This is a genomic window from Amycolatopsis jejuensis (genome assembly GCF_000717335.1).
GTDB classification, from domain to species: Bacteria; Actinomycetota; Actinomycetes; order Mycobacteriales; family Pseudonocardiaceae; genus Amycolatopsis; species Amycolatopsis jejuensis.
Window position 1 is genome coordinate 83345 of sequence record NZ_JNYZ01000031.1, and the last position, 26196, is coordinate 109540.

At 70.6% G+C, this 26196-nt stretch carries 23 protein-coding genes; 2 read left to right on the forward strand and 21 right to left on the reverse strand.

Going from position 1 to position 26196, the window contains the following annotated elements; translation table 11 throughout:
• Positions 1-91: 91 nt before the first annotated feature.
• The 9 genes from OO71_RS35340 to OO71_RS35380 form a co-directional block, all read right to left on the reverse strand.
• Positions 92-1966 carry a Xaa-Pro dipeptidyl-peptidase gene (locus tag OO71_RS35340; protein WP_033294354.1) on the reverse strand — a complete coding sequence of 625 codons (1875 nt, stop codon included), beginning with the start codon at positions 1964-1966 and terminating at the stop codon, positions 92-94.
• A gap of 81 nt (positions 1967-2047) precedes the next feature.
• Complete coding sequence (locus OO71_RS35345) at positions 2048-2800, reverse strand: pseudouridine synthase (RefSeq protein WP_033294355.1); 753 nt, start codon at positions 2798-2800, stop codon at positions 2048-2050.
• Entirely contained in the window at positions 2790-3641 is an 852-nt protein-coding gene (gene scpB / locus OO71_RS35350; protein ID WP_033294356.1) for an SMC-Scp complex subunit ScpB, read from the reverse strand. Before scpB ends, OO71_RS35345 begins: the two co-directional genes overlap by 11 nt.
• The gene (locus OO71_RS35355; protein WP_033294357.1) at positions 3638-4579 is read right to left on the reverse strand and encodes a segregation and condensation protein A; all 942 of its coding nucleotides are present in this window, start codon (positions 4577-4579) and stop codon (positions 3638-3640) included. The genes scpB and OO71_RS35355 overlap by 4 nt, the downstream gene beginning before the upstream one ends.
• Positions 4579-4977 (reverse strand): hypothetical protein, encoded by a 399-nt coding sequence (locus OO71_RS35360; protein WP_033294358.1) that lies wholly within the window; start codon positions 4975-4977, stop codon positions 4579-4581. Before OO71_RS35360 ends, OO71_RS35355 begins: the two co-directional genes overlap by 1 nt.
• Positions 4974-5981 (reverse strand): ParA family protein, encoded by a 1008-nt coding sequence (locus tag OO71_RS35365; RefSeq protein ID WP_033294359.1) that lies wholly within the window; start codon positions 5979-5981, stop codon positions 4974-4976. The genes OO71_RS35360 and OO71_RS35365 overlap by 4 nt, the downstream gene beginning before the upstream one ends.
• Positions 5982-6113: 132 nt before the next feature.
• Positions 6114-7016 (reverse strand): site-specific tyrosine recombinase XerD, encoded by a 903-nt coding sequence (gene xerD / locus OO71_RS35370; RefSeq protein ID WP_033294384.1) that lies wholly within the window; start codon positions 7014-7016, stop codon positions 6114-6116.
• A 123-nt stretch (positions 7017-7139) separates the two neighbouring features.
• Positions 7140-7772 carry an NUDIX domain-containing protein gene (locus OO71_RS35375; protein ID WP_033294360.1) on the reverse strand — a complete coding sequence of 211 codons (633 nt, stop codon included), beginning with the start codon at positions 7770-7772 and terminating at the stop codon, positions 7140-7142.
• Positions 7769-9469 carry a CTP synthase gene (locus tag OO71_RS35380; protein ID WP_084145499.1) on the reverse strand — a complete coding sequence of 567 codons (1701 nt, stop codon included), beginning with the start codon at positions 9467-9469 and terminating at the stop codon, positions 7769-7771. Before OO71_RS35380 ends, OO71_RS35375 begins: the two co-directional genes overlap by 4 nt.
• Before the next feature lie 96 nt (positions 9470-9565).
• On the opposite strand from OO71_RS35380, the gene aroA reads away from it, so the two are divergent.
• Positions 9566-10852, forward strand: coding sequence for a 3-phosphoshikimate 1-carboxyvinyltransferase (gene aroA / locus OO71_RS35385; RefSeq protein WP_033294362.1), 1287 nt, complete (start codon positions 9566-9568; stop codon positions 10850-10852).
• On the opposite strand, the gene OO71_RS35390 is transcribed toward aroA, so the two are convergent.
• Together OO71_RS35390 and OO71_RS35395 are read right to left on the reverse strand one after the other, a co-directional pair.
• A complete protein-coding gene (locus OO71_RS35390) occupies positions 10853-11515 on the reverse strand; it encodes a GntR family transcriptional regulator (RefSeq protein WP_033294363.1) in 663 nt (220 codons plus the stop codon).
• A 48-nt stretch (positions 11516-11563) separates the two neighbouring features.
• Complete coding sequence (locus OO71_RS35395) at positions 11564-12703, reverse strand: acyltransferase (RefSeq protein WP_033294364.1); 1140 nt, start codon at positions 12701-12703, stop codon at positions 11564-11566.
• A gap of 434 nt (positions 12704-13137) precedes the next feature.
• On the opposite strand from OO71_RS35395, the gene OO71_RS35400 reads away from it, so the two are divergent.
• Positions 13138-15000, forward strand: coding sequence for a glycosyl hydrolase family 18 protein (locus OO71_RS35400; protein WP_033294365.1), 1863 nt, complete (start codon positions 13138-13140; stop codon positions 14998-15000).
• Positions 15001-15080: 80 nt separating this feature from the next.
• Here OO71_RS35400 and OO71_RS35405 read toward each other — a convergent pair whose 3' ends face one another.
• The 10 genes from OO71_RS35405 to OO71_RS50550 all read right to left on the reverse strand — a co-directional run bounded on the left by OO71_RS35405 (position 15081) and on the right by OO71_RS50550 (position 25587).
• Positions 15081-16028: a copper transporter gene (locus OO71_RS35405; RefSeq protein ID WP_033294366.1), complete on the reverse strand. Its 948-nt coding sequence runs from the start codon at positions 16026-16028 to the stop codon at positions 15081-15083.
• Positions 16025-17209, reverse strand: coding sequence for a putative cytokinetic ring protein SteA (gene steA / locus OO71_RS35410; protein ID WP_033294367.1), 1185 nt, complete (start codon positions 17207-17209; stop codon positions 16025-16027). Before steA ends, OO71_RS35405 begins: the two co-directional genes overlap by 4 nt.
• A 96-nt stretch (positions 17210-17305) precedes the next feature.
• A complete protein-coding gene (locus OO71_RS35415) occupies positions 17306-18460 on the reverse strand; it encodes a DUF1266 domain-containing protein (RefSeq protein ID WP_033294368.1) in 1155 nt (384 codons plus the stop codon).
• Positions 18457-20244 carry a DNA repair protein RecN gene (gene recN, locus OO71_RS35420; RefSeq protein ID WP_033294369.1) on the reverse strand — a complete coding sequence of 596 codons (1788 nt, stop codon included), beginning with the start codon at positions 20242-20244 and terminating at the stop codon, positions 18457-18459. Before recN ends, OO71_RS35415 begins: the two co-directional genes overlap by 4 nt.
• Positions 20245-20341: 97 nt before the next feature.
• A complete protein-coding gene (locus OO71_RS35425) occupies positions 20342-21259 on the reverse strand; it encodes an NAD kinase (RefSeq protein ID WP_033294370.1) in 918 nt (305 codons plus the stop codon).
• On the reverse strand, positions 21256-22077 hold the full coding sequence (locus tag OO71_RS35430; protein ID WP_033294371.1) for a TlyA family RNA methyltransferase: 822 nt from the start codon (positions 22075-22077) through the stop codon (positions 21256-21258). The genes OO71_RS35425 and OO71_RS35430 overlap by 4 nt, the downstream gene beginning before the upstream one ends.
• Positions 22078-22082: 5 nt before the next feature.
• Positions 22083-22289 (reverse strand): hypothetical protein, encoded by a 207-nt coding sequence (locus tag OO71_RS35435; RefSeq protein WP_033294372.1) that lies wholly within the window; start codon positions 22287-22289, stop codon positions 22083-22085.
• A gap of 16 nt (positions 22290-22305) precedes the next feature.
• A complete protein-coding gene (locus OO71_RS35440; protein WP_033294373.1) occupies positions 22306-23283 on the reverse strand; it encodes an HAD-IIA family hydrolase in 978 nt (325 codons plus the stop codon).
• Positions 23276-24253, reverse strand: coding sequence for a tetratricopeptide repeat protein (locus OO71_RS35445; protein ID WP_084145503.1), 978 nt, complete (start codon positions 24251-24253; stop codon positions 23276-23278). The genes OO71_RS35440 and OO71_RS35445 overlap by 8 nt, the downstream gene beginning before the upstream one ends.
• 71 nt (positions 24254-24324) lie before the next feature.
• Positions 24325-25587: a hypothetical protein gene (locus OO71_RS50550; RefSeq protein ID WP_156096716.1), complete on the reverse strand. Its 1263-nt coding sequence runs from the start codon at positions 25585-25587 to the stop codon at positions 24325-24327.
• Between the last annotated feature and the right edge of the window lie 609 nt (positions 25588-26196).

Genomic DNA, 26196 nt, shown 5'->3' on the forward strand with positions numbered 1-26196 from the left:
CCGCAACCGGGCGCACCCGCCGAGACCCGGCACCCAGTCCCGGCCCTGCACCCACCGCAACAATTCCCCAAAAGCGGAACCCACCGGAACATCACCGCAGATCAAGCGGAACGTCAGAACGAACGTACGCCTGCGATCCTGCCGACGAAGCCTCCTCCGGAGCCCGCACCGGAATCGACCCCACCACCGGAACCCGCACCAACGTCCCAGCCACATCAACCGTCAGCTTCGGCGGCACCCCCGGCCCGGCAAGGAAATCCCCGTCCGTACCCCCGATGATCAACGCCAGCCGATGCCCGGCCGGAACGACGTGATCAGTACTCGCCAGCCGGAACGTCATCGAATACGCCTTCCCCGGCGTCAGCTTCGTCTCATGGCTCAACGACCGGTAATTCGCCAGATCCGCCCACCCCCGGCTGATGATCGTGTAATCCACCTTCGCCGAATCAGCACTGGTCACGAGATAACACGCACTGTCGACGGCAGTACTGGAACCCCAGCACGTCCTCTCCGTACCGGTCACAATCCCTTCCCCCGGACCGGAGAAATTGCGAATGGTCGCCGGACCGTAATCCACCAGCAACGCGGACAACCGCGCCGACGACGTGCTGGGCGTCGCAGTCACGGTAATCGACGAGGTGCCCGAAACCTGCACCGGCGCCCCCAACGCACCGGTACTGAACAACACCCGATTCGCCGACGTAGCGGACGGATCCGCCGCCCACGCATCCTCCCCCACGCTCGGATTGTCGGTGAACGAAACAACACCCGACCCGGCCGCGGTACCAAGCGTGCCCACCCCAGCAGTGCCGCCCACCTGCGGCCGCAACACCGTAGCCGTCACCCCCGGCGCCGGATAGGCCACCGAATCCACCCACCGGTCCGGCTCCCGCTCGACACTGGCCATCGGCTCCCGCTCGATGCCGTTGGAGACCCCCTTCAGATAGTGGTCAAACCACCGCTGCAGCGTCTCCACCCATTCGGCGCGGCGGTAATCGAACGGGTCCACATGCCCGGCCTGTGAAAGCCAGATCTTGCGCTGAACCCCATTCGCCGCAAGGGCATCCCACCACTGCCCGAAATTGATCGTTTTGACATTCAGATCATTGACCCCGTGCGACACAAACACACTGGCCCGCACGTTCCGAGCCTTCGCCACATAGTCCCGCTCACCCCAGAACGGCCCGTAGTCACCATCCGGAGTAGCCCCCTTGGCAAGTTTCCGGTTCTCCGCCGAACAATCCTGCCCGCCATTGCGCCGTTCGACAGTCCGCGCGAGCCCCTCCGGATCGAACCCGAACGTCGCCCCGTCGGACCGGTAATAGTCATACCAGGAACTGATCGCCGAAATCGGCACGATGGTCTTGAGCCCGGCCACCCCGGTCGCGGCCACCCCGTTGGCGATGGTGCCGTCGTAGGACTTGCCGATCATGCCGACGCCACCATCACTCCACCCGGCCGCGACCCTGCTGCCCCCGGTCTTCGCGCTGTACCCGGCAGCCCGGCCGTTGAGCCAGTCGATCACCTTCTTCGCCGACTGCACGTCCGAAGCCCCGCCGACATCCACACATCCCGTGGACCGATTGGTCCCGGCCAGATCCACGAGCACGACGGCGTACCCACGCGGCACGAAGTAGTTGTCGTAAAACAGCGGGAACCCGGCCGGACGCCCCTGCCCGTCGTACGTCTTGAACTGCGACTCGTTGCCCCGCCCCACCGACGAGTAGTACGGGCTGGCATCCATGATCACCGGGATCTTCCGCCCCGCAGCAGCCGGTTCCCGCGGCCGCACGATGTCCGCGGCGACCCGGTCGGACACGCCGTCGCCGTCCCCGTCAAGGCCGACGTCCACCCACACTGTCTCGCGAACAGCCCCGGCGAAGTCGTACAACGGCTCGGCCGCGGCGGGTACCACGATCCCGGCCGTCAGCACCGCAGCCGCGAAGAACCCGGTCAGCACCCGCATGTCCGCCCTCCCGTGTCGCGTGCCGATCACTCAACCGGGAGTGCCCGGCACGCCACCAGGGCGGAAAGTGGGGAATCGCGGTCAGAGTCCCACGGTGCGGTACAGCGAGCCGACCTCGCCGCGGTTGAGCCGGCGGATCGTGCCCGGCCGCTGGTTGCCCAGCTGCACGTCGCCGACCGCGGTGCGCACCAGTTTCCGCACCGGATGCCCGGTGGACGCCAGCAGCCTGCGCACGATGTGCTTGCGGCCCTCGTGGATCACCAGCTCGACCATGGACCGTCCGGAATGCATGTCCTTGACCCGGAACTGGTCGACCTTCACGATCCCGTCCGGCAGCTCCCAGCCGGTCCGCAGCTCCTTGCCGAGCCCGCGCGGGACGAGCCCCTCGACCTCGGCGAAGTACGTCTTCAGCACGCGGTACGACGGATGCATCAGCCGGTGCCCGAGGTCGCCGTCGTTGGTGAGCAGCAGCAGTCCCTCGGTGTTCTCGTCGAGCCGCCCGACGTGCACCACGCCCGGCGTCTCCTCCCACCGGCCGCGCAGGTAGTCGCCGACGCACGGGCGGCCCCGGTCGTCCGACATCGTCGAGTGCACGCCCTTGGGCTTGTTGAAGGCGAGGTACACGAGGTCGTCACGGAGGTTGATCCGCGTGCCGTCGACGTGGATCACCGCGTCCTGCGGATGCACGCGGCGGCCCAGCTCGGTGACGACCTCGCCGTCCACCTCCACCCGGCCGGCCGCGATCAGGTCCTCGGCAGCGCGCCGGGACGCGACCCCGGCCTGCGAAAGCACCTTCTGCAGCCGGACGCCGTCGGGGTGTTCGTCAGATGTCATCGATGGTGTCCACTTCGGGTAGCAGCGGAGCGATCGGGGGCAGGTCGTTCAGCGACGACAGCCCCAGTCGCTCCAGGAACAGCTCGGTCGTCACGTACAGCGTGCCCGTGGTCTCGGGGTCGGTGCCCATCTCCTCGATGAGCCCGCGCGCCAGCAGCGTCCGGATCACGCCGTCCACGTTCACGCCACGCACCGCCGCGACCCGGGCCCGGGTCACCGGCTGCCGGTACGCGATCACGGCGAGGCTCTCCAGCGCGGCCCTGGTCAGCTTCGACCGCTGGCCGTCCAGCAGGAGCTTCTCCACGAACGGGGCATACGTGTCCCTAGTGTAGAACCGCCACCCTTCGCCGACGCGCCGCAGGTCGATCCCGCTGGCCCGCTCGGTGAACTTCTGGGCCATGGTGGTGAGCGCGACGGTCACCCTGGAGACCGGCTGCCCGAGCGTATCGGCCAGCGCATCCTCGGCGATCGGCGAGTCCACGACCAGCAGCAACGCTTCGAGAGCGGCTTCTAGGGCTTCGTCGTCCTCGATGTCGGGGAGGCCGTCATCCTCGGTGACGGCCACGAGATCGGCTTCGTCGGCTTCCGGTTCCGCGGCTTCCGGCTGGGATTCAGGTTCCGGGGATTCCGGTTCCGGCTCGGATTCCACGGTCTCCGGCTCAGCCTCGGGTTCCGGCTCGGGTGCGGGTTCCGCTTCCGCGACAGCTTCCGCCGTCTCCACGGCTTCCCCGGTTTCGACGGTCTCCTCGGTGTCCTCCGGTTCGGCCGTCGCCGCAGCCTCCACGGCGTCCACGGCGTCCACGGTGTCCTCGGCCGGTGCGCGGTCGTCTTCGGTGCTCACCCGTATTCCTCCTCCTCGGCTGCCGCGCGGTCGTGCTCGGCGGCGGCGGATGCGTCGGCCACGCTGCCGCCCGTCCAGCGGACGTGCAGTTCCGCCAGTGCCTCCAGCTGGTCGAACTGCACCGCCGACTCGCGGTACAGCTCCAGCAGCGCGAGGAACCGCGCCACCACCTCGACCGTGTGCTCGCAGTCGGCGATCAGGTCCTTGAACGTCGCCTGCCCGGCCTCGGCGAGCTTCACCCGCAGCAGGGCCGCGTGCTCGCGCACCGACACCCGGCCCATGTGGATGTGCGCGATCGACACCGTCGGCGGCGGTTTCGGCCGGAACACCGCCACCGCGATCTCCGCGAACTTCTCCGGCGTGACGCCCAGCATCACCTCCGGCAGCAGCCCGACGTACCGCTCCTCCACCGCCACCGACCGCGGGTACCGCCGCAGTGCGCCCTGCTCCAGCTCCCCGAACAGCGCCGCCACCTGCTTGTACGCGCGGTACTGCAGCATCCGCGCGAACAGCAGGTCACGGGCTTCCAGCAGAGCCAGGTCGTCCTCGTTCTCGACCTCGGCCGCGGGAAGCAGCCGGGCTGCCTTGAGGTCGAGCAGCGTCGCCGCGATCACCAGGAACTCGGTGGTCTCGTCGAGATTCCAGTCCGAGCCGAGTGCCCGGGTGTAGGCGATGAAATCGTCGGTGACCCGGTGCAGGGCGACCTCGGTGACGTCGAGCTGGTGCTGCGAGATCAGCTGCAGCAGCAGGTCGAACGGGCCTTCGAAGTTCTGCAGGCGCACCTTGAACTTCGCCGTGCCCTGGTCGGCCTCGTAGCCGTCCGGGATGGTGCCGCCGTGCACGGTCTCGTGTTCGGCAGGCACCTCCGGAGGTTCGGGAGGCGGGCCGTCGGGTGCCGGTTCCGGCTCCGGCAGCTCCGCCGATGCCGGTTCGTCCATCAGCCCTCGGTTCCGCCGTCCCCGTCCGCCCGCAATCGCTGGACCAGCACGGACTCGTCGCCGCGCTGGTCGAAGTCGGCGAGCAGCACGGCCACCGCCTCGCGGACCAGCCTGCCGCGGTCGACGACCAGCTCGTGCTTGGCCCGCAGGTTCAGCCGGGCCTGCTCCATCGCGAGCAGCTCCTCGCCGGACACGTAGACCGTGATCTTCGCGTCGTGCTTGGTGCGCCCGGACCCGCTGCGGGCCGCGTTGCGGGACAGCTGGTCGGAGTCGGGCGCCTTGCGGGCCACCGGTTCGGCCGGGGCCGGGACCGCGGGCCGCTCGAGCGCCGGGGTGACGGGGCTGGAGGTGAGGCGGAAGAGCTCCGACGCTCCGGGCAGGGAAGCGCGCCTGCTCACCGAGCGATCACCTCGCGGGCCAGCGCGCGATACGCGGTCGCGCCTGCCGACTTGGGGGCCCAGGTCGTGATCGGCTCACCCGCGACCGTCGTCTCGGGGAACCGCACGGTGCGGTTGATCACCGTGTCGAACACGGTGTCGCCGAATGCCTCCACCACGCGAGCCATGACCTCCTTCGAGTGCAGGGTTCTCGGGTCGTACATCGTGGCGAGAATCCCCGTGATGTCCAGTTTGGGGTTGAGGCGTTCCTGCACCTTCTCGATCGTGTCGATCAGGAGCGCGACGCCTCGCAGACTGAAGAACTCGCACTCCAGGGGGATGATCACACCGTCCGCGGCGGTCAATGCGTTCACCGTCAACAGGCCGAGCGAGGGCTGGCAGTCGACAAGAACATAGTCGTAGTCGTTCATCACCGGACGAAGGACCCGTAACAACGTGTGCTCGCGCCCTACCTCTGCGACGAGCTGGACCTCCGCCGCGGACAGGTCGATGTTGCTCGGCAGCAGGTCAACGCCGTCGACGCGGGTTTTGCGGAGCACGTCGCCGATCTGCACCGAGCGCTCCATGATGACGTTGTAGACCGTCTGGTCGAGCTCGTGCGGCTGGATGCCGAGACCGACCGACAGCGCGCCCTGCGGGTCGAAGTCGACGAGCAGCACGCGCCGCCCGCACTCGGCGAGCGCCGCGCCGAGGTTGATCGTGGACGTGGTCTTGCCGACGCCGCCCTTCTGGTTGCACATCGCGAGGACCTTCGCCGGGCCGTGCCGCTCGAGCGGCGGCGGCTCGGGGATCTCGCGCAGCGGCCGCCCGGTGGGCCCGATCCCGCTCTCCGCGCGTTCCTTCGCGCGCGCCCGTGCTCGTTCGGCGCGGGTGCGCGGCGCCCGGTCCGGCTCGTCGCCCTCGTGGTTTTCGGGCGTGGCGATCCGCACGTGCTCGAGGTTCGCCGCGGCCGACCCGGCGGACGCGGCCGGGTGCTCCGGCTGGTTCGGTGGCGGTATCGACATGGCGGGAAAGCTCCTTGCTCGGCGAGGTCCCCGGCAGCCTATGCGTGATTCGCGAGCCCCGGCAAAGCGCCGCGCCGGGCCGCGGCGGCCGAGTCACCGCAGCGTGCGAAGGCTCTTGCGCGCGCTGAGTGATCAGCCGAGCGCACGCGGATGCGCGGTGGCGTAGACCTCGCGAAGGGTGGTGACCGTGACGAGCGTGTACACCTGCGTTGTCGTCACCGACGCGTGCCCGAGCAGTTCCTGCACCACCCGGACGTCCGCGCCGCCTTCCAGCAGGTGCGTGGCGAACGAGTGGCGCAGGGTGTGCGGCGAAACCGCGGCGGTGATCCCGGCGCGTTCCGCGGTGTCTTTGAGGACCTGCCAGGCACTTTGCCGGGACAGGCGGCTTCCGCGCGCGTTGAGGAACAACGCCGCGGTGCCCCGGCCGTGCGCGGCGAGGGCGGGACGGGCGCGCACCAGGTACGCGTCGAGCGCCCCCAACGCGGGACGGCCGATCGGCACCAGCCGTTGCTTGCCGCCTTTGCCGTCGAGCAGCACCGTGCGCTCGTTGTCGTCGACGTCGTCCACGTCGAGCCCGACAGCCTCGGAAATCCGGGCGCCGGTGGAGTAGAGCAGCTCCAGCAGCGCACGGTCGCGCAGCGGACGGTCTCCGTCCGGCGGTGGCGTGTCGAGCAGCTTGAGCACGTCGGCAACCGGGAGCGCCTTCGGCAGCCGTTTCGCGGCGGCAGGTGGGCGGACGTCACGGGCCGGGTCGTGTTCGGTGAGCCCGTCGGCGTGCGCGAACTTGTGCAGCCCGCGCACGGCGACCAGCGCCCTGGCGGCCGAGGACGCGGCAAGCGGCTGATGCTCGTCGTCGCCCTCGCGGAGCGCCGCACCGAACGACGTGACGTGCGCCGGCGCGACCTCCGACAGCCGCCCGACCCCCGCCGCAGCCAGGTGGGCGGTGTAACGGCGCAGGTCGCGGGCGTAGCTGTCGAGGGTGTTGCGGGCGGTGCCGCGTTCGACGGCCAGGTGGTCGAGGTACGTGGCAATCACGCCCTGTACCTCGACACCCGGTTCATTCACGCCGACACTCTAGCTCCGCCTTCCTCCCCACCACCGCCCTCAACCGAGTGGCTGCGCCACGCAGTGCCGATTCCGACCGACAGAACGGGGAACTCAGCCCTCGGCCAGTCGTCGCGCGAACCGCTGCGGCCGATCCGGCCACGGCGCATCAGCAGGACGCGCCTCCGCGGCCCCAGTCACCACCGCATGCGCGGCCAGCACCCCCGACACCGTTGCGCCGTTCACCAGCTCGCCCGCCAGCGCCATCCGCACTGCCTCGGTGAGCGGGAACTTCGCCACTACCAGGTCGGCCTCCTCCTCACCGAGGATCTCACGGTCCACTTCGGACAGATCGCGGGCGAGGAACACGCGCACGACCTCGTCGGTGAACCCGGGCGAGGCGGCGACGTCGACCAGCGTGACCCAGTCCCCCGCGGCGAGACCGGCTTCCTCGGCCAGCTCGCGGCGCGCGGCGTCGACCGGGTCCTCTCCCGGTTTGTCGATCAGCCCGGCGGGCAGCTCCCACAGCCGGTGCCCGAGCGGATGCCGGTACTGGTGCACCAGCGTGACCTGCTCCGCGGCGTCCAGCGCCAGGATCACCACTGCGCCAAGGTGTTCCACCACCTCGCGCTTGGCGGTCTCCCCGCCCGGCATGACGACGTCGTCGATCCGGAGCCCGACGACGCGGCCCACGTGGACGACCGTGCTGGCGGCGACGGAGAACTCGTGCGTACCGGGCTCGCTCACCGGGCGGCCACCGGCGGCTCGGCCAGCTCGACCGGCAGCCGCTCGGCGACCTTGCGGTCCACCACGGCCTTCACGAACGCGCTGAACAGCGGGTGCGGCCGGGTCGGGCGGCTCTTCAGCTCGGGGTGCGCCTGGGTGCCGACGAAGAACGGGTGCACGTCGGCGGGCAGCTCGACGAACTCCACCAGCCGGTCGTCCGGCGAGGTGCCGGAGAACACCAGCCCGGCTTCGGTGAGCTGCTTGCGGTAGGCGTTGTTGACCTCGTAGCGGTGCCGGTGCCGCTCGGACACCTCAGTGGTGCCGTACGCCTTCGCCACCTGCGAGCCGGCCTTGAGCTTCGCCGGGTACGCGCCGAGCCGCATCGTGCCGCCCATGTCGCGTTCGCCCGCGACGACGTCTCGCTGGTCCGCCATCGTCGAGATCACCGGATGCTTGGTGTTCTCGTCGAACTCCGCCGAGTTGGCGTCCTCGATCCCGGCCAGGTGCCGGGCCCCTTCGATCACCATGCACTGCAGGCCGAGGCACAGCCCGAGCAGCGGCACGCCGTGCGTGCGCGCGTACTGGATCGCGCCGACCTTGCCCTCGATCCCGCGGATCCCGAACCCGCCCGGGATCAGCACACCGTCCACATCGGACAGTACGGACGCGGCACCGGACGCGGTCTGCGCGTCGTCCGAGGCGACCCACACGATCTCGACCTTGGCGCGGTGCGCGAACCCGCCCGCGCGCAGTGCCTCGGTGACCGACAGGTACGCGTCCGGGAGGTCGATGTACTTGCCCACCACGGCGACCCGCACGATCTCGCTCGGGTTGTGCACGCGGTTGAGCAGGTCGCCCCACACCGTCCAGTCGACGTCCCGGAACGGCAGCCCGAGGCGGCGCACCACGTACGCGTCGAGCGCTTCGCGGTGCAGCACCTTCGGGATGTCGTAGATCGACCGCGCGTCCGGACAGGCGATGACCGCCTCCGACTCGACGTCGCACATCAGGCCGATCTTGCGCTTGAGGTCCTCGGGCAGGTCCCGGTCCGCACGGCACACGAGCGCGTCCGGCTGGATGCCGATGTTGCGCAGCGCGGCCACCGAATGCTGGGTCGGCTTGGTCTTGAGCTCGCCCGAGGGCGCGAGGTAGGGCACCAGCGACACGTGCAGGAAGAAGCAGTGGTCGCGGCCCACGTCGTGGCGCACCTGGCGGCACGCCTCGAGGAACGGCAGCGACTCGATGTCGCCGACCGTGCCGCCGACCTCGGTGATCACCACGTCCGGCGCGACGCCGTTCTCGTCCGGCCCGGCCGCCGCGGTGATCCGCGCCTTGATCTCGTCGGTGATGTGCGGGATCACCTGGACCGTGTCGCCCAGGTACTCGCCGCGCCGTTCCTTGGCGATGACCTCCGAGTACACCTGCCCGGTGGTGACGTTCGCCTTGCCGTCGAGATCGCGGTCGAGGAACCGCTCGTAGTGCCCGATGTCGAGATCGGTCTCGGCGCCGTCGTCGGTGACGAACACCTCGCCGTGCTGGAACGGGTTCATCGTCCCGGGATCGACATTGAGGTACGGATCGAGCTTCTGCATCGTGACGCGGAGCCCGCGTGAAGTGAGCAGCTGCCCGAGGCTCGACGCCGTCAGACCCTTACCCAGAGAGGAGGCAACGCCTCCGGTGACAAAGACATACTTGGTAGCCCGCGACTGAAGTCCCACGGGCCGCCAGCATATCCCACTCCGGGCAGAACGCTCGCCGACGCCTCTTCCCGGCGCGGCGGAACCCGCGCGGGCCGTAGCGCTAGGCTTCGCGGCGTGACGAACACCCGCGAGGACCACTGGCCGGCGCCGGTCGCTTCGACCCCTCTCGACGCTGCGGTGCGCGTCCCCGGATCGAAGTCGATCACCAACCGGGCGTACGTGCTCGCCGCGCTCGCGAGCGCACCCACGCGGGTACGCCGTCCCCTCGATTCCCGTGACACCCGGCTGATGCTCGGTGCGCTGGCCGCGCTCGGGGCGCATTCCGAGGAGACCGCCGACGGGTTCCTCGTGCACCCGCGCGGCACCACGAGCGGCCGCGCCGACGAAGTCACCGTCACGCTCGGCAACGCCGGTACGGTCGCCCGCTTCACGCCCGCGCTCGCCGCGCTGGGCGACGCGGCGGTGCTGTTCGACGGTGACGACGCAATCCGCCGCCGTCCGATCGGCCCCCTGCTCACCGCGCTGCGCAAGCTCGGCGCGCGCATCGACGACGACGGCCGTGGCGCGCCGCCGTTCACCGTGCACGGCGCGGGCGGGCTGCGCGGCGGCCGGGTGGACCTCGATTCGTCGGCGTCGAGCCAGTTCCTGTCCGCGCTGCTGCTCGCCGGTCCGGCGTTCGACCAGGGCGTCACCATCCGGCTGGTGGGCGGCGCGCCGCCGAGCGAACCGCACATCGCGATGACGGTGGACATGCTGCGCCGTTTCGGGGCCACGGTGGACCGTTCGGAAGCGGAGTTCCGGGTAGGACCGGCAAAACTGTCGTGCCCGGAGTACGTCGTGGAGCCGGATCTTTCCACCGCGGCCCCGTTCGTGGCCGCGGCAGTCGTGTCCGGCGGGACGGTCCGCGTGCACGGCTGGCCGAAGCAGACCACCCAGCCCGGCGACTGGATGCGGAGCCTGCTGCCCGCGCTCGGCGCGAAGGTGACGCTCGACGACGACGGCCTCGTGGTCACCGGTGGCTCCGCGATCCCCGGGGCCGAACTGGACCTGCACGAGGTCGGCGAGCTGACGCCGGTGATCGCGGCGGTGCTGTGCTTCGCCGAAGGCCCGTCCACGATTTCCGGAGTCGCGCACCTGCGGGGCCACGAAACCGACCGGCTCACCGCGCTGGCCACCGAGCTTTCCAGCTTGGGCGCCGGGGTGGCCGAAACGGAAGACGGCCTGCGCATCACGCCCGCCCCCTTGCACGGCGGCGTTTTCCACACCTACGAAGACCATCGCTTGGTGATGGCGGCGGCCGTGCTGGGCTTGCGGGTGCCGGGCGTGCTGGTCGAAAACCCGGCCACGGTGGGGAAAACGTTCCCGGAGTTCGTCGAGACGTGGCGCGATCTGGTCGGCTGATCAGCCCGCGGGCTCGGTGAAGAGCGCACGCAACGTCATTTCCCGGTTCACCCGTACGTGTTCGGCGGCGTACTCCCGCGCACGGGCCACCTCGCCGGACGCGATGGCTTCCACGAGCCTGCGGTGTTCGTCGAGCAGTTCGCTCCAGCGCTCGTTCTGACTGGTGAGCCAGCGCAACCGGCCTTCGAGCGGCTGCAGCATCGTGGTGAGCAGGCCGTTGCCCGCAATGGCCACGATCTCGTCGTGCAACCTGCTGTTGAGCACCGAGATCCGGGCGCTGTCCCCCCGCTGCGTCGCCCGCGCAGCGTCGGCCAGCAGCCGTTCCAACCGCCGCAGCTCCGGTTTCCCGGCGCGCTCCGCCGCCCGCGCGGCGGCGAGGCTCTCGAGTGCCTCCCGGACGTCGAACAGCTCCTCCACGTCGATCCGGGCCAGCTGCCGCACCACGACCCGCCGCGGCGACTGCACCACGACGAACCCTTCGGCCTCCAGGCTGCGGATCGCCTCGCGCACCGGCACCCGCGACACCCCGAGTTCGTCGGCCAGTTCCCGCTCGACCAGCCGGTCACCCGGCCGCAGCCGTCCGGTCAGGATTCGTTCGCGCAGCTCGTCGTGCACGCGCTGACGGGTCGCCGCGAGCGGCTTGCGGTCCTCCGTGGTGCCCACCGGCCCGAGCTTATCGGAGCAGGTGGTGTTTGGGATACCAAGCGGAGCTCAGGCGAGCGCCCGCACCGGAGCCCGGCCGGTGAGCGCCTTGCTCCACGGCAACCGGCGCAGGAGCGCCACGATCGCGAAGGTGAGCGCAATCGTCGCCGGGTAGACCACCAGCGTGGTCCACGGGGCGCCGTACCGGTCGCCGATGAACTCGATCAGCGGGTCCAGCAGCGCGATCGCGATCGGGTGGGTGAGGAACACCGCGAACGACCGGTCCACCGCCCACGACACGAACCGCCCGCCGCGCTGCCTGCCTTCCGCCCACCGCGCGCCCGCCAGGTAGATCCCGGCGATCGCCGCGATGCACCACGGGATCAGGTACGGGCGGAAGGCATCCGACGCCAGTTCGGGCCATTCTCCGTGGTGGACACTCACGAAATAGCCGGTTTCGGTGAGCACGAGCCCGGCCGCCATGGCGCCGACGACCCATTTCCCGTGTGCCCGCAACCAGCCGTGCATGGTCTCGAAGTGGACCGCCGCGGTGGCGCCGAGCAGCGAGTAGAACTGGTACGGCAGCAGGGTCGCGAAGAAATGGCTGATCGTGACGTACCCCACGCTGGCGGGCGGGTAGCTCATGAACAGGGTGATCGCCACCTGCACCGCACCGGAAACCCCCAGCACGAGCCACGGACGGCGGCGGATCAGCCCGATCAGCTTCACCAGCAGCGGGAACACCAGGTACACCTGCAGGGTGACCAGCATGAAGTACATGTGGTACCAGGCATTCCCGGTGACGATCTCGATCCCCAGCGCCCGCAGCGCGGCCCCCGCCGAGACCGGCGGCTGGTCCGTGGTGATCAGCGAGTAAGCCCAGTAGATCACCGACCACACCACGTACGGCACCGCGACGAGCGGGAACCGCCTGCGCCAGAACGTCCCCGGCTGCAGCGGGCGGTCGCGGTACTGGAACACCAGCACGAACGTGGTGAGCGCGAAGAACGCCTCGCGGGTGAGATGCAGCGGTGCCTGGAACGCGTCGGCGGTCACGTCCTGCGGGTACGTCGTGGACCCGAGCACGTGGATCAGGATCACCAGGGCGAACGTGATCACCCGGTACAGGTCCAGCTGCCGCAGGTGCGGCGATTTCGCCGGCGCCGCCGGCTCGTCCGGGCGGACGCGCGGGATCTCGGTGGTGGTCATCGTTCGGCCATGCTCCCGGGGTCGTTGGCGCTCATCGTGCCAGGCTCGCGTGCGCGCCTGTGAGCCACCCATGATCTTCCTGTGCCCCGCCTGATCACCGTGCCCTCCCGCACACCACCCCAATGTGGCATTCGCTGCATCCGACGCACCCAATGTGGCGTTCGGTGCATCCGACGCACCCAATGCCACATTGGGGGCGCACCCACCGGACCACCGGGGCACGTGGGCCGTGCTCCGTTCGTCGGGCCTTTCCGGACACTGCAGCACAAATCGCCCACGTCCGGAAATTGGTCTAGTCCACAGCCTTGACTCCGGCTGTGCGCTGGTTCACATTCGAACCGGGCCGGCCCGCGCTCTTGCAGTGATCACCCGTCGTCGACGCTCGCCGCGCATTCCGGTGCGGCAAGCGGACTTCGCCTGCGCGAGGAGAACAGATGCAGCACCGGACCCGGAGACCCCTTGCCCTGGCCTGCGCCGCGCTCGCGGCCGTGGTCGTGGCCGGTCTCACCATCATGGCCCGGCCCGCCCCGGCCACCGCGACGCCGGCAGCCTCCTCGGGCGGGCTGCGGATCGCCTACTTCGACCAATGGAGCATCTACCAGAACGCCTACTACCTGAAGAACGTCGACAAGATCGCCGACAGCATCGACTATCTGCTCTACGACTTCGAGAACGTCGACCCGAACAACCTGACCTGCTTCGAGGCGACCAAGGCGTCCACGCCCGACCCCGGCGGCGAGGACGACCCGAACGCGGGCGACGGCGCCGGAGACCAGTTCGCCGACTACCAGAAGTCGTTCGGCTCGGACATCAGCGTGGACGGCACGGCGGACACGTTCAACATGCCCATCGTCGGCAACTTCCACCAGCTGCAGGAACTCAAGGCCCGGCACCCGAACCTGAAGGTGCTGGTGTCGCTGGGCGGCTGGACGTACTCGAAGTACTTCTCCGACGCAGCCGCCACGGACGCGTCGCGCAAGAAGTTCGTCAGCTCGTGCGTGGACATGTTCATCAAGGGCAACATCCCGGCCGCCGGTGGCTACGGCGGTCCCGGCACCGCCGCGAACATCTTCGACGGCTTCGACATCGACTGGGAATACCCCGCTTCACCGGCGGGCCACAAGGGCAACCACTACAGCCCGAACGACACCCAGAACTTCACCTCGCTGCTCGCCGAGTTCCGCAGCCAGCTGGACGCACTGGGCGGCAAGCACTATGCGCTGTCGGCCGCCTTGCCCGGCGGCCAGGACAAGATCGCGAAGATCCAGACCGACAAGATCCACCAGTACATGGACTTCGCCGACGCCATGACGTACGACATGCATGGCGCGTGGGACAAGACCGGCCCGACGAACTTCCAAGACCCGCTTTACAGCTCCCCCGGCGACCCATCGCCGAACATCCCGCCGGGCACCGAAAAGTACACGATCGATTCGGTGATCAAGGCTTACACGCAAGGTGATGCAGCGTACGGCATCCCCGGCGGGTTCCCGGCATCCAAGCTCACCGTCGGCATCCCGTTCTACTACCGCGGCTGGACCGGAGTCCCGGCCGGGCCGAACCACGGGCTCTACCAGAGCGCGACCGGGCCGTCGGCGCCGCATCCGCTGAGCGGCAACGTACCCGGGGTCGCGATGTACAAGGAGCTCTCCGGCATCGTCGACAACCCGGCGACGACCTTCTTCGACCAGACCACGAAATCCGCGTGGTTCTACGACGGGACCACGTTCTACGGCGGCTCGTCACCGCAGTCGATCAAGGCGCGTACCGACTACATCCACTGCTCCGGGCTCGCCGGCGCGATGATGTTCTCGCTCTACGACCTCGATCCGGGCTCGACGCTGTTCCACTCCGTCGTCGACGGCCTCGCCGCACCGACCGACGGCTGCAGCGGCCCGCCGCCCACCTCAACCACCCCGACGACCCCGACCACGCCGACGACGCCGACCACACCCACGACGCCTCCGGGTGGTTCGTGCACGGCACCGGCGTGGAACGCCACTCAGGCGTACACCGGCGGCGCAGTGGTGTCCTACAACGGCCACAAGTGGACCGCGAAGTGGTGGACCCAGGGCGACACCCCGGGCGGCAGCCAGGGCGTCTGGACGGACAACGGAGCCTGCTCCGGCGACACCGGTGGCGGCGGTACGTGCCCGGCGCCGTGGAGCGCAACTCAGGCGTACACGGGCGGCGCTGTCGTGTCCTACAACGGCCACAAGTGGACCGCGAAGTGGTGGACGCAAGGTGACCAGCCCGGCGGCAGCCAGGGCGTCTGGAGCGACAACGGCACCTGCTGACACGCGAACCGGCGGCGGTACGAGTTCCCTCACCCTCGCAGGGACCTCGTGCCGCCGCCGGCGTGCGGGAGGCGAAACGTTCAGTTTCCGGTGTTGCCCACCCCGGGTGCGATGGCCTGCGCGTTGCCCGCGATGCCGTACCGGCCCGCGCCGCCGTTGAGCTGTTCCTGCAAGGCCAGCAGCGTGGCCACCCGGCCTGCCGCAGAGTCTGCATTGTCCACAGTGGACAGGATCGACGTGGCCGACGTGTCGGCGCGGACCACGCCGATCGGGCCGCTGCCTTCGGCCGAACCCGGGTCACCGGCGAGCACCGCACCGGCGCCGGAACGGTCGAGCTGCGCGGCGAACCGCGCGATCGTGGCGGCCCGGTCGCCCGCACCGTCCCCGGTCTGCTGCGCGCCGGTCAGCACGATCGCCAGCTGCGCAGGCTGTACCCCCTGGCTGGGCTTCACGAAACCACCGTCGGTGAGGCCACCGAGTGCAGCCGCCAGCTCGTCGCCGCTCGACTGCGGCTTCGCGCTGGCTTTGTCCAGCAGCAGCACGGAACCGAGCAGCGCACCGGCGAGCGTGCCGGAGTCCCCGGCGGTCGGGAACTTCGCCCCGGCGGGCTGCAGCCGGGTGACGACGTCGCGCAGCTGGTCGGCCTTGCCCGGATCGGTGAACGCACGGGTCAGCTGCAGTTCCCCGGTCACCGAAGCACCGGACTGGCCGACGAGCTTCTTCAGCGCGTCCCGGTCGGCCGGGCGCGCGTCCTCCGTGGTGATCAGCACAACGCTGCGCTTGTCGAGAATGCCACTGACGACCTTCGGCCCCATCGTCCCGGCGAATGCGTCCGCGTCGCCCAGCCGTGCGGTGAGCGCGTTGCGCTGCGCCTCCAGGTCGGACACCTGCGTGCCCAGGTCCTTCTTCTGGTCGGCGAGGCCGGACAGCAGCGAGCCGTTGAGCGCGGTCGAGCCCAGCACCACGCCGATGGCCAGCGCCAGGAAGCACGCGGTGATCGAAACGATGTGGTACCGCAGGGAAATCACGTGAAGAGCCCCTTCACCCAGGCGACGAACGAGGACCAGGTGTGCTGGATCCAGTCGAGGTAGACGGAGCCGACGTCGGACACCAGCAGCGCGGCGACCACCACGATGATCGCCGCGAGGACGAGCAGCGCGACCGCACCCAGTGACACGCGGCTGCGGTGCAGGGTCGCGACCGCCTTGCCGTCGACGAGCTTGGTGCCCAGCTTGAGCCGGGTCAGGAAGGTGGACGGGTTGGACCCGGACCGGCCGTGGTCGAGGAACTCCCGCAGCGTGGCCTGGAACCCGACGGTCACCACGAGGCTCGCGCCGTGCGCGTCGGCCAGCAGCAGCGCGAGGTCCTCGGCGTTCCCGGTCGCCGGGAAGGTGACCGCGCCGATCCCGAGGTCCTGGATCCGCTCGACGCCCGGCGCGTGCCCGTCCGGCTGCGCGGGGACGACGACCTCGCCGCCGCTGCGCAACGTGACGGTACCGATCCCGGTCGGGTCGCCGACGATCACGTCCGGGGGGTATCCCTGCGCGCGCAACGTGTCCGCACCCGCGTCGACGCCGATCAGCACCGGCCGGTGCTCGCCGACGTACTTCTTGAGCCGCTTGAGGTCTTCCGCGTGGCCGGTGCCGCCCGCGACCACCAGCACGTGCCGGTCGCGCACCGGGACCTTCAGGTCGGGCACGCCGACGCCGTCGAGGATCAGCGTCCGCTCGCGGCGGAGGAACTCGATGGTGTTGGCCGAGAACGCCTCCAGCTGGGTCGACATCCCGGCCTTGGCCTCGATCATCTGGTCGGCGACGCTCTCCGCGGTCTGCGCGACCCCGGTGGCGAGCTGCCGCTCCCCCAGGTAGACGCCGCCCTCGTGCACGCGCAGCTTCGTGCCGTCCTTGACCGTGCGCAGCAGCTCGCCGCCCACCGAGTCGATCAGCGGGATGCCCGCCGCGACGAGGATCTCCGGCCCGAGGTTCGGGAACCGGCCCGAGATCGACGGCGACGCGTTGACCACCGCGGCGACCTCGGCGGCCACCAGCGCGTCGGCGGTGGCGCGGTCGAGGTCGAGCTGGTCGAGCACGGCGATGTCGCCCGCGCTGACCCGGCGCAGCAGCTCCCGCGTACGCCGGTCGACCCGCGCGACACCGGTGATGCCGGGGAGGGCTTCGTGGTTGCGCGCGAGTAGACCAGTGAGCTTCATGGGGCTGATGGTGACAAACTTGTGCTTGCAGGCGGAGCCGACGCGCCGAGGCAGGCGTGACTCATTGTGGTGAGCCGTGTCGCGCCCCGCGCCGGTTCAGGGTTGGATATCCGGCCCCGCCCCCGCGAAATCGAGGTTGGACCAGGGACTCGCGGGGTCGTTCAGCAGCTGGTGGTGGACCCGGACGGCCGACGAGTACCCGGCGCCGAATTCCTCGCCGTCCAGCGCGAGCAGCCGCCCCAGCACGTATCCGGCGGACAGTTCGGCCCATGACTGGTGGTAGCGCCGGGCGACCGCACCGGCTTCGAGCACCATCAGCTCGGCGGTGAGCGCGTCGCAGTACCCGACGGCCAGCCCCCAGCGCACCAGCTCGACCGCGCGGCCGACGTCCCAGCCGATCACGCTGTCCACGACGGCTTCCGGTGCCAGCACCCCGTCGGCGCGGAACCGCTGCTCATACCGGATGATCCGGCGCACGGTGTCGACCAGCAGCCCGGACTGCTCCCGCGCGTCGCTTTCCTCGCACCAGTGCCGGACCAGATCCGCCCAGCCGTACGCGTCGAGCTCCTTGCCGCTGCGGGCACGCAGCACGAGCACCGCAGTGGCGTCAGTGAGCTGGTGCGCGTCACCGATCAGCCGGTCCATCGCGGCCCGCCAGCCGACCGCGTCGGTGACGCCCCACCAGTCGCGCAGGCCGCGGACCTCCGCGACGTAATCGTGGTACCGCGCGTCGAGGACGTTCCAGGGCTCGGCGGACAGCACCGCCTGGTGCGCACCGCAGGCGAGCGCGTGCGCGACCGGGCCGTCGAGGTGCCCGTACCGAGCCGTGTGCAGCCGCTCGACCTGCTGTTCCACCGCGGTGACCCGATGCGGGTTCGCGGCGACCCACGGCAGCACGGCCGCCGCGGTGACCCGCCACTCGGCGAGTGTCCCGCGGTTGAACACGACCTCTTCACCGGCGCCGAGGCCGTGCGTGGCCCAGTCGAGGTCACCGCTCAGGAAGACCACGTCGGCGCCGAAGTCCGGCAACGCGCCGCGGGTGAACACCTGCAACGACGGCTCGCCACCGTGCGCGCAGCACACCTTCGCCGGGGACCACACTCGTTGCTGCGCAAGCTGCTCCGCCTCGGCACGGTGGATCGGCACGAACAGCTCCTCATCGCCGAGGAGCGCGAGGAAGCGGTCGAGATCGTCCTCCCGCCGCGCGCGGGCGAGTTCGGCTTCGACGTCGGTCACCGTGGCCCAGGTCATGAGCCCTTCTTCGTGCGCTTGCGCTTGGGGCCGGGGTTCTTCGCCTTGTCCTTTTCCGCCGTGGCAAGCAGTTCTTCGGCGTGCGCGCGACCGGTTTCGGTGCCGTCCATGCCCGCGAGCATCCGGGCCAGCTCCAGCACGCGGTCGCTCTGTTCGAGCAATTTCACGCCACTGCGCGTGACGCCGCCGCTGGTGCCCTTGTCCACCACCAGATGCTGGTCGGCGAACGCAGCGACCTGCGGCAGGTGCGTGACCACCAGGACCTGGTGCGTGCGCGCGAGCCGGGCGAGCCGCCGCCCGATCTCCACTGCGGCCCGGCCGCCGACCCCGGCGTCGACCTCGTCGAACACCAGCGTCTGCACGGTGTCCGCGTGCGCCAGCACCACCTCGATCGCCAGCATCACGCGCGACAGCTCACCGCCGGACGCGGCCTTGTGCACCGGCAGCGGCGGCGCACCGTTGTGCGCCCGCAGCAGCAGTTCCACGTCGTCGATGCCGTCCGGACCCGCGTGCACCGCGTGCCCGTCGATCGCGAGCGCCTGCTGGTCGCCGTGTTCGGCCGGGCGCTGTTCGACGGTGATCTCCAGCTCTGCCTGGCCCATCGCGAGACCGGACAGCTCCTTCGTGATCGCGGTGGCCAGCTCGGCGGCCGCCTTGCCGCGGGCCGCGGACACCTCGGTGGCGTGCCCGACCAGCCGGACCGCCAGCTCGTCGCGGCGCAACGCGAGCGCGGCGAGTGCTTCTTCGGACGTGTCCATCGATTCGAGGCGGCGGCGGGCGTCCTCGGCCCACGCGAGCACGCCGTCGACGTCCGCGGCGTACTTGCGGGTGAGCCGTTTGAGATCTGCCTGGCGGGCGAGAACCTTCTCCAGCAACGCCGGGTCGGCGTCCAGGCTTTCGACGTAACCGCCCAGCTCCGAGCCGACGTCGCTGAGCAGCGTGACCGCCTCTTCGAGCCGCGGCACGAGGTCGCGCAACGCGGAGTCCTCGGCGGAAGCCAGCCGGCGCGCAGCCTCGCCCACGAGCCCGAGCGCGCCCGGGGCGTCGGGATCGCCGTCCTGCGCGCCGGACACCGCAGCGTGCGCCTCGGTGGCCGTGGACCGCAGCTCGTCGACCGCGGCAAGGCGCTTGATCTGCTCGGTGAGCTCGACGTCCTCGCCCGGCTCCGGCGCGACGGCGTCGATCTCGGCCAGCCCGTGTTTCAGCAGGTCCGCCTGCTGCGCCATTTCGCGGGAGCGGGTGGACCGCTCGGTGAGCTCGGTGAGCACGGCCAGCCATTCGGCCCGCACCTCGCGGTACGCGGTGAGCGGCCCGCCAACGGCGTCGCCGGCGAACCGGTCGATCACGTCCCGCTGCTCGGCCGGGCGCAGCAGCCGCAGCTGGTCGTTCTGCCCGTGCACGGCGATGACCTGCTCGGACAGCTCCGCCAGCACGCCGACCGGCACCGACCGGCCGCCGAGGTGGGCTCTCGAGCGCCCGTCGGCCGCGACCGTGCGCAGCGCGATCACGCTGCCGTCCTCGTCGACGTCGGCGCCCGCGTCGGTGACGATGCGGCTCGCCGCCTCGTCCTTGCCGAGCGTGAACCGCCCCTCGACGAAGGCCTTGAGCATTCCGTTCCGGACCTTGGACGCCTCGGCCCGCCCGCCTGACAGCAGGTGCAGGCCGGTGACGACCATGGTTTTGCCCGCACCCGTCTCACCGGTGACCACGGTGAAGCCCGGGTGCAGTTCCAGCAGGGCTTCCTCGATGACTCCGAGGCCCTGGATGCGCATCTCGGCCAGCACGACGCATACGGTAGCGGCCCGCACCGACCTTCTGTGCGTCCGAGGTCCGCTAACCGTTCTTTTCGCTGGTCGAACACCTGTGCGGGCGCGTCGCGGATCAGCCGCCCTGGCGCCGGTCGCGCCAGCTGCGCACCGGGAGGCCGAACTTGTACACCAGCCGGTCGGTGAACACGCCGTCCCACAGCCGCACGAGCCGCACCGGCTCGCGGCCGCACACCACGCGGACCGTCGCGCCCGGCGGCAGGTCGAACGACCGCATCCCGTCGCAGGTCAGGGCCGCTTTCGGGCCGGTCGGGTCGATGCCGACGGTGATCACCGACTCGGGCGACACGACCAGCGGACGGGCGAACATCGCGTGCGCGTTGCTCGGCACCACGAGCAGCGCCTCGACGTCCGGCCACAGCACCGGGCCGCCCGCGGAGAATGCGTACGCGGTGGATCCGGTGGGCGTCGCGCACAAGACGCCGTCGCAGCCGAAAGACGAGACGGGACGGCCGTCGACCTCGATCAGCGCGTCGAGCACCCGCTCGCGGCTGGACTTCTCGACGGCGGCCTCGTTGAGCGCCCAGGTGCGGTAGACCTCGGCCCCGTCGGCAATGACCGTGACGTCGACGGTCATCCGGTCCTCGACGTGGTACGCGCGATCGACCACGCGCTGCACGGCGTCGGCGAGCGCGTCCGAATCGGCCTCGGCGAGGAACCCGACGCGCCCGAGGTTGACGCCCAGCACCGGAACCCGGGCCGGACGCGCGAGCTCGGCCGCGCGCAGGAGCGTGCCGTCGCCGCCGAGCACGAAGACGAGCTCCGCCCCCTCGGCCGGATTGTGTTGCGGCGCAACGACTGTGCACGGCATGACCATGCCGCCGTCGGGGTCGATCAGCCGCTGCACGTCCTCGTCGATCACGCGCAGCCGGATGCCGGCCTTGGCGAACCGCTGGGACACCTCGCGGGCGGCCTCCCGGGTGGTGTCCCGGTCGGGGTGCACCACGAGGAGCACTTCACGTTCGGCGGTCACTGGGGTCCTTCCTGGACGGCAGCGCGGACGAGCCGCTCGGCATCGTCCACAGTGCCACCGGCGGCGGGGTCCGTGCGCCGGAGCCACCCGAAGTATTCGACGTTCCCGGACGGCCCCGGCAGCGGGCTCGCGACGACCCCGCGCAGCGCCAGCCCGAGTTTCGCGGCCTCGGCGAGCACGCCCAGCACGGATTCGACACGCAGCTCCGGGTCCCGCACCACGCCGCCGCTGCCGAGCCGGTCCTTGCCGACTTCGAACTGCGGTTTGACCATCGGCAGCAGGTCGGCGCCATCGCGCGCGCACGCGGCGAGCGCGGGCAGGACCAGCTTGAGCGAGATGAACGACAGGTCGCCGACCACCAGGTCGACCTGCCCGCCGAGGTCGTCCGGCGTGAGGTTGCGGACGTTGGTGCGATCGAGGACGACGACGCGGTCGTCGGTCTGCAGCCGCCAGTCGAGGAGCCCGCGGCCGACGTCCGCGGCGATGACTTGGGCGGCACCGTGGCGGAGGAGGACGTCGGTGAACCCGCCGGTGGACGCGCCCGCGTCGAGACAGCGGCGGCCTTCGACGGTGAGCCCTTCGGGGCCGAATCGTTCGAGTGCGCCGAGGAGTTTGTGCGCACCGCGGGAAGCCCAGCCGGGATCGTCCTCGTCCTTGACGACGATGGGTGCGTCGTTCTCGACGCCGGTGGCGGGCTTGCTGGCGACCATGCCGCGCACGGTGACCTTGCCGCCGGTGATGAGTGCCGAGGCCTGTTCACGGGAACGGGCGAGGCCGCGCCGCACCAGTTCCGCGTCGAGGCGGGCCCGTTTGGGCACGGCGGTCAGACCTTGTCGATGCTGGACAGGGCCACGGTCAGCTCGGTGTGCACGGCCTCGAAGCGGTCCACGTGCTCGGTGGGCGGCAGCGAGTCGAGCTCGTCGAGACCGGCGACGGCCTCGACGATCCCGGCCCGCGGGTCGGTCTGCTGCGGTCCGGGCCCGGGGATCGGCGGGGGCCCGGGAACAGGCGGTGGGACGTTCGGGTGCACCGCCCCAAACTACCAGTCAGGCCAGCCCGAGCCCGGTCACCGCCGCCTCGGCCGCGTCGCCGTCCGCGCGCACCCGCGTGACGCCCGTCCGCCACGCGGCATCGCACAGCGCACGCAGCAGGTCGAGCCGGTCGCCTTCACCACGCACTGTGAGGACGTCCCCTTCGCCGATTTCCCAGCCCGGCCGCGGCCCGACCCGCAGTTCGTCGACAGCCTCGCTGAGCGCCGTGATATCGGCGCTCAGATGGGTAGGCCGCTCGGCTTTTCCGGCGGTCAGAATCGTGTGCGGGGTCGCGACTCCGGTGAGCACGCACAGCACGTCCAGCCCGGCCGCGACCGCCCCGGCAATGTCCGTGTCGAGCCGATCGCCGACCACCAGCGGCCGGTCCGCATTCGCCGCCCGCGCCGCCGTCTCGAACAGCAACGGCTGCGGCTTCCCGGCGACGATCGGTTCGGCCCCGGTGGCAATCCGCAGCGCCCCGACCATCGACCCGTTCCCCGGCAGCAGCCCACGCTCGCTGGGCAAGGTGGTGTCGACGTTCGTGGCCACCCACCGGGCTCCCGCCCGGATCGCGACGCTCGCCTCGGCCAGGTCAGCCCACCCGGTCTCCGGCGAATGTCCTTGCACCACGGCGGAAACGGTGTCGTCGGCCGTCCGCACCGGCTCGAGCCCCACCGCGACAATCTCGTCCCCGAGCGACGCCGTCCCGACCACGAGCACCCGCGCCCCTTGGGGCAGCCGATCCCGGAGCAGCGCGGCGGCGGCCTGGGCACTCGTGTGGACCTCGTCGGTCTCCGCGGCGAGCCCGAGGTCCCGCAAATGCTGCGCGACCGCGGACGGCGCCTTGGAGGCGTTGTTGGTCACGAACCGCACGGCCGTGCCTTGCTTGCGCACGGTGGCCACGGCGTCCGCGGCCCCGTCGATCACCTGGGAACCGTGGTAGACGGTGCCGTCGAGATCGAGCAGGACGGCGTCGTACGGAGCGTCACTCATTCGCGAGGTCCGCAGCCCGCTCCGCCGCGTCGGTCTCGTCCTCGTTGTCGGCCTCGGCCGCGTTGAGGAACCAGGTCACCGCCTCGTCCTTGCGCCCGGCGGCGGCGAGATTGTCGGCGTAGGCGTAGAACAGGCGCGCACTCCACGGGTCCCGCTTGGCGGCCTGAAGATCCGGCCCCTGCAACGAAACGACCGCGGCATCCACCTGCCCGAGATCCCGCCGCGCCCCCGCCGCGACGATCGCGAGCTCCACCTGCGTCCCCCTGGTGAGCCGTTCCTTGTCGGTCTCCTTGGCGAGGTCGAGGGCCCGCTCGGGCCGCCCGAGAGCCCGCTCGGCGTCCGCGATGATGGCGATGTGCTCGTCACTGCGCGTCATCCGCCGGACGGCCCGCAGCTCCGACAACGCCTCCTGCCAATTCCCGGCATGGTAAGCAACCAGCCCAAGCCCTTCCCGGACGATCGGCACGCGCGACGCCTTGGTCTTCGCGTAACGCGCATGCTCGAGCGCCGCCTCGGGGTCGGTGTCCACGAGCCCCCCGGCAGCGACGAGATGCTTGCCGACGGTTTCGGCCAGCCCCTTCGGCAAGGTCCGCAGCTCCCGCCGGACCTCCTCGTCGAGATCGGAGAACTCGATGTCTTCGGGGAGCTCCGGAGCTTCGAGCAGTTCCCGCGCAAGAGCTACGTCGTCGGCGTCGGCACCGCGGCGCTGAATCCGGTCTTCGCGACCTCGCCGATCTTGCCGATCTTGCCGGTGGTCGCGGTTGCGGTGGTCGCGGTTGTCCCGCTCCCGAGGCTGGCGGTCGTCCCGGGACCGCCAGTCGTCGCGTTCTTGGCTGTCGCGGTCCTGAGCGTCGTCACTCTCCGACGCAGGGCGGTCGCCGCTTTCCGCCTCTTGGCGGTCGTCCCGGCTCTCCCGAACCTCGGCACCATCACCCCGGCTGTCGTCGCCCGACTCAGCGTCGACGCCCACCACCGAGCCACCCTCGGCGACGTCTCCCGCGCCGGAGGTCCCGCCCTCCGCAGCATCGCCGCCGACCGCCGCTACTGCAGACTCATCAACCGAACCGGCCTCATCAAGCTCGCGGACATCGCGCAGATCGTCTCGGCCTTCCCGGTCGTTTCGCCGGTCCGCGGAGCTGCTGGACCGGTCGTCCCTCCGGCCCCCACCGGAACCACCACGCCGGTCATCCGCCCCGCCGCCACCGAATCCGCCCCCGTCACGACGGTCGCCACGGAATCCGCCCTCGCCTCGCCGGTCACCACGGAACCCGCCACTTTCCCGGCGGTCGCCACGGAAACCACCCGATCGTTCATCGCGCCGCCCGTCACGGGAGTCGCCACCCGCAGACCGGTTGTCACGGAAACCGCCACCGTCTCGCCGGTCATTGCGGAATCCACCCGAATCCCGGTTCCCGCCACGGAAACCGCCGTCACGGGCCCCCCGGTCGTCCCGGAACCCACCGCGCGAATCGCGGCCACCGCCCGACTTCCCGGAGCGGTCACCGTAGCCACCGCGATTGTCGCGATCGCCATAACCGCCACGACCACCCTTGCCGCCGCGATCCTCGTAACCACCGCGGCCACCACGGTCTTCGTAACCACCACGGCCACCACGGTCGTCACTACCACCGCGGCCACCGTGGGCAGTCTTACCGCCACGGTCGCCGTAACCGCCACGGCTGCCACGGTCGTCATAACGGCCACGGTTGTCACGATCCCCGGACCCGCGGCGATCGTCGCGGTTGCCGTACCCGCCACGGTCGCCGCGATCGCCGTAACGACCGCGGTTGTCCCGATCATCGGAGCCACCGCGACGGTCGTCGTTGCGGAATCCGCCGGAACCTCGCCGATCGTCACGGAAACCGTCGCGCTGGTTGTCCTTGCCGCGGTATCCGGATCCACTACGGTCGGAATAGCTGCCGCGACGGTCGCCGCCGGAGGAGCCGCGCTCGCCGCCCGAATAGCCGCGACGCTCCCCTCCGGAGAACTTGCCCCCTCGCTCACCACCGGAGTAGCCACCACGGTCCCCACCGGAGTAACCGCCACGACGGTCACCACCCGAACTGGTGCCCCGGCGGTCGTCATCCCAGCGACGCGGCGAGCGATCCCCGTAGGACGACTTCCCCTGCGGGCGGCCGGATCGGTCCCCGTAAGAAGATTTGCCCTGCGGACGGCCGGAACGGTCCCCGTAAGAGGAATTGCCTTCCGGGCGCCCGGAACGGTCCCCATACGAGGATTTACCTTGCGGACGCCCAGAGCGGTCACCATAGGAGGAATTCCCCTGCGGACGGCCAGAGCGATCACCGTAGGAAGAACTGCCCTGACGACCGGACCGGTCACCATAGGACGACTTGCCCTGGGGACGGTCGAAGTCCCGCTTGCCGCGGGGCCGGAAGTCCCGGTCGTCGTCTCGTTTGCCGGCGTAACCGCGGCCTTCGCGGGGGCTGTCACCGGAGGACGGGCGGCCCGCGAAGCCGCCGGAGCCTCGGGCTCCTCGGTCGTCGCGGCGGGGGCGCCCCTGGTAGCCGCCGTCTCGGCCGCCTCGGTCCTGCTTTGCGCCGCGCCGGTCGCCCCGGGGCGCGTCGGAACGGCTGCCGTGGGAGTCCCGGTCGCGGCGAGCCGACCGTCCGGACCCATCATCCGCTGAGTCACGCCGACCGAACTCGGACACCTGGCCTCCTGCCATAGACAACTCTGGAATTCTCGTGGCCGGCCCATCACGAGGGCCGACTGACCATTCTACGGGCCCGTACGGACCAGCCTGCGCGCGGGCGGTCCGGCCGCAGACATGAAGCTGGGCCCCGGGAGCACCCCTGTGTGGGGGTTCTCGACCGGGGCCCAGCCCTGATGTTGAGTTCGGCGGTGTCCTACTCTCCCACAACCCTTCGGTTGCAGTACCATCGGCGCAATCAG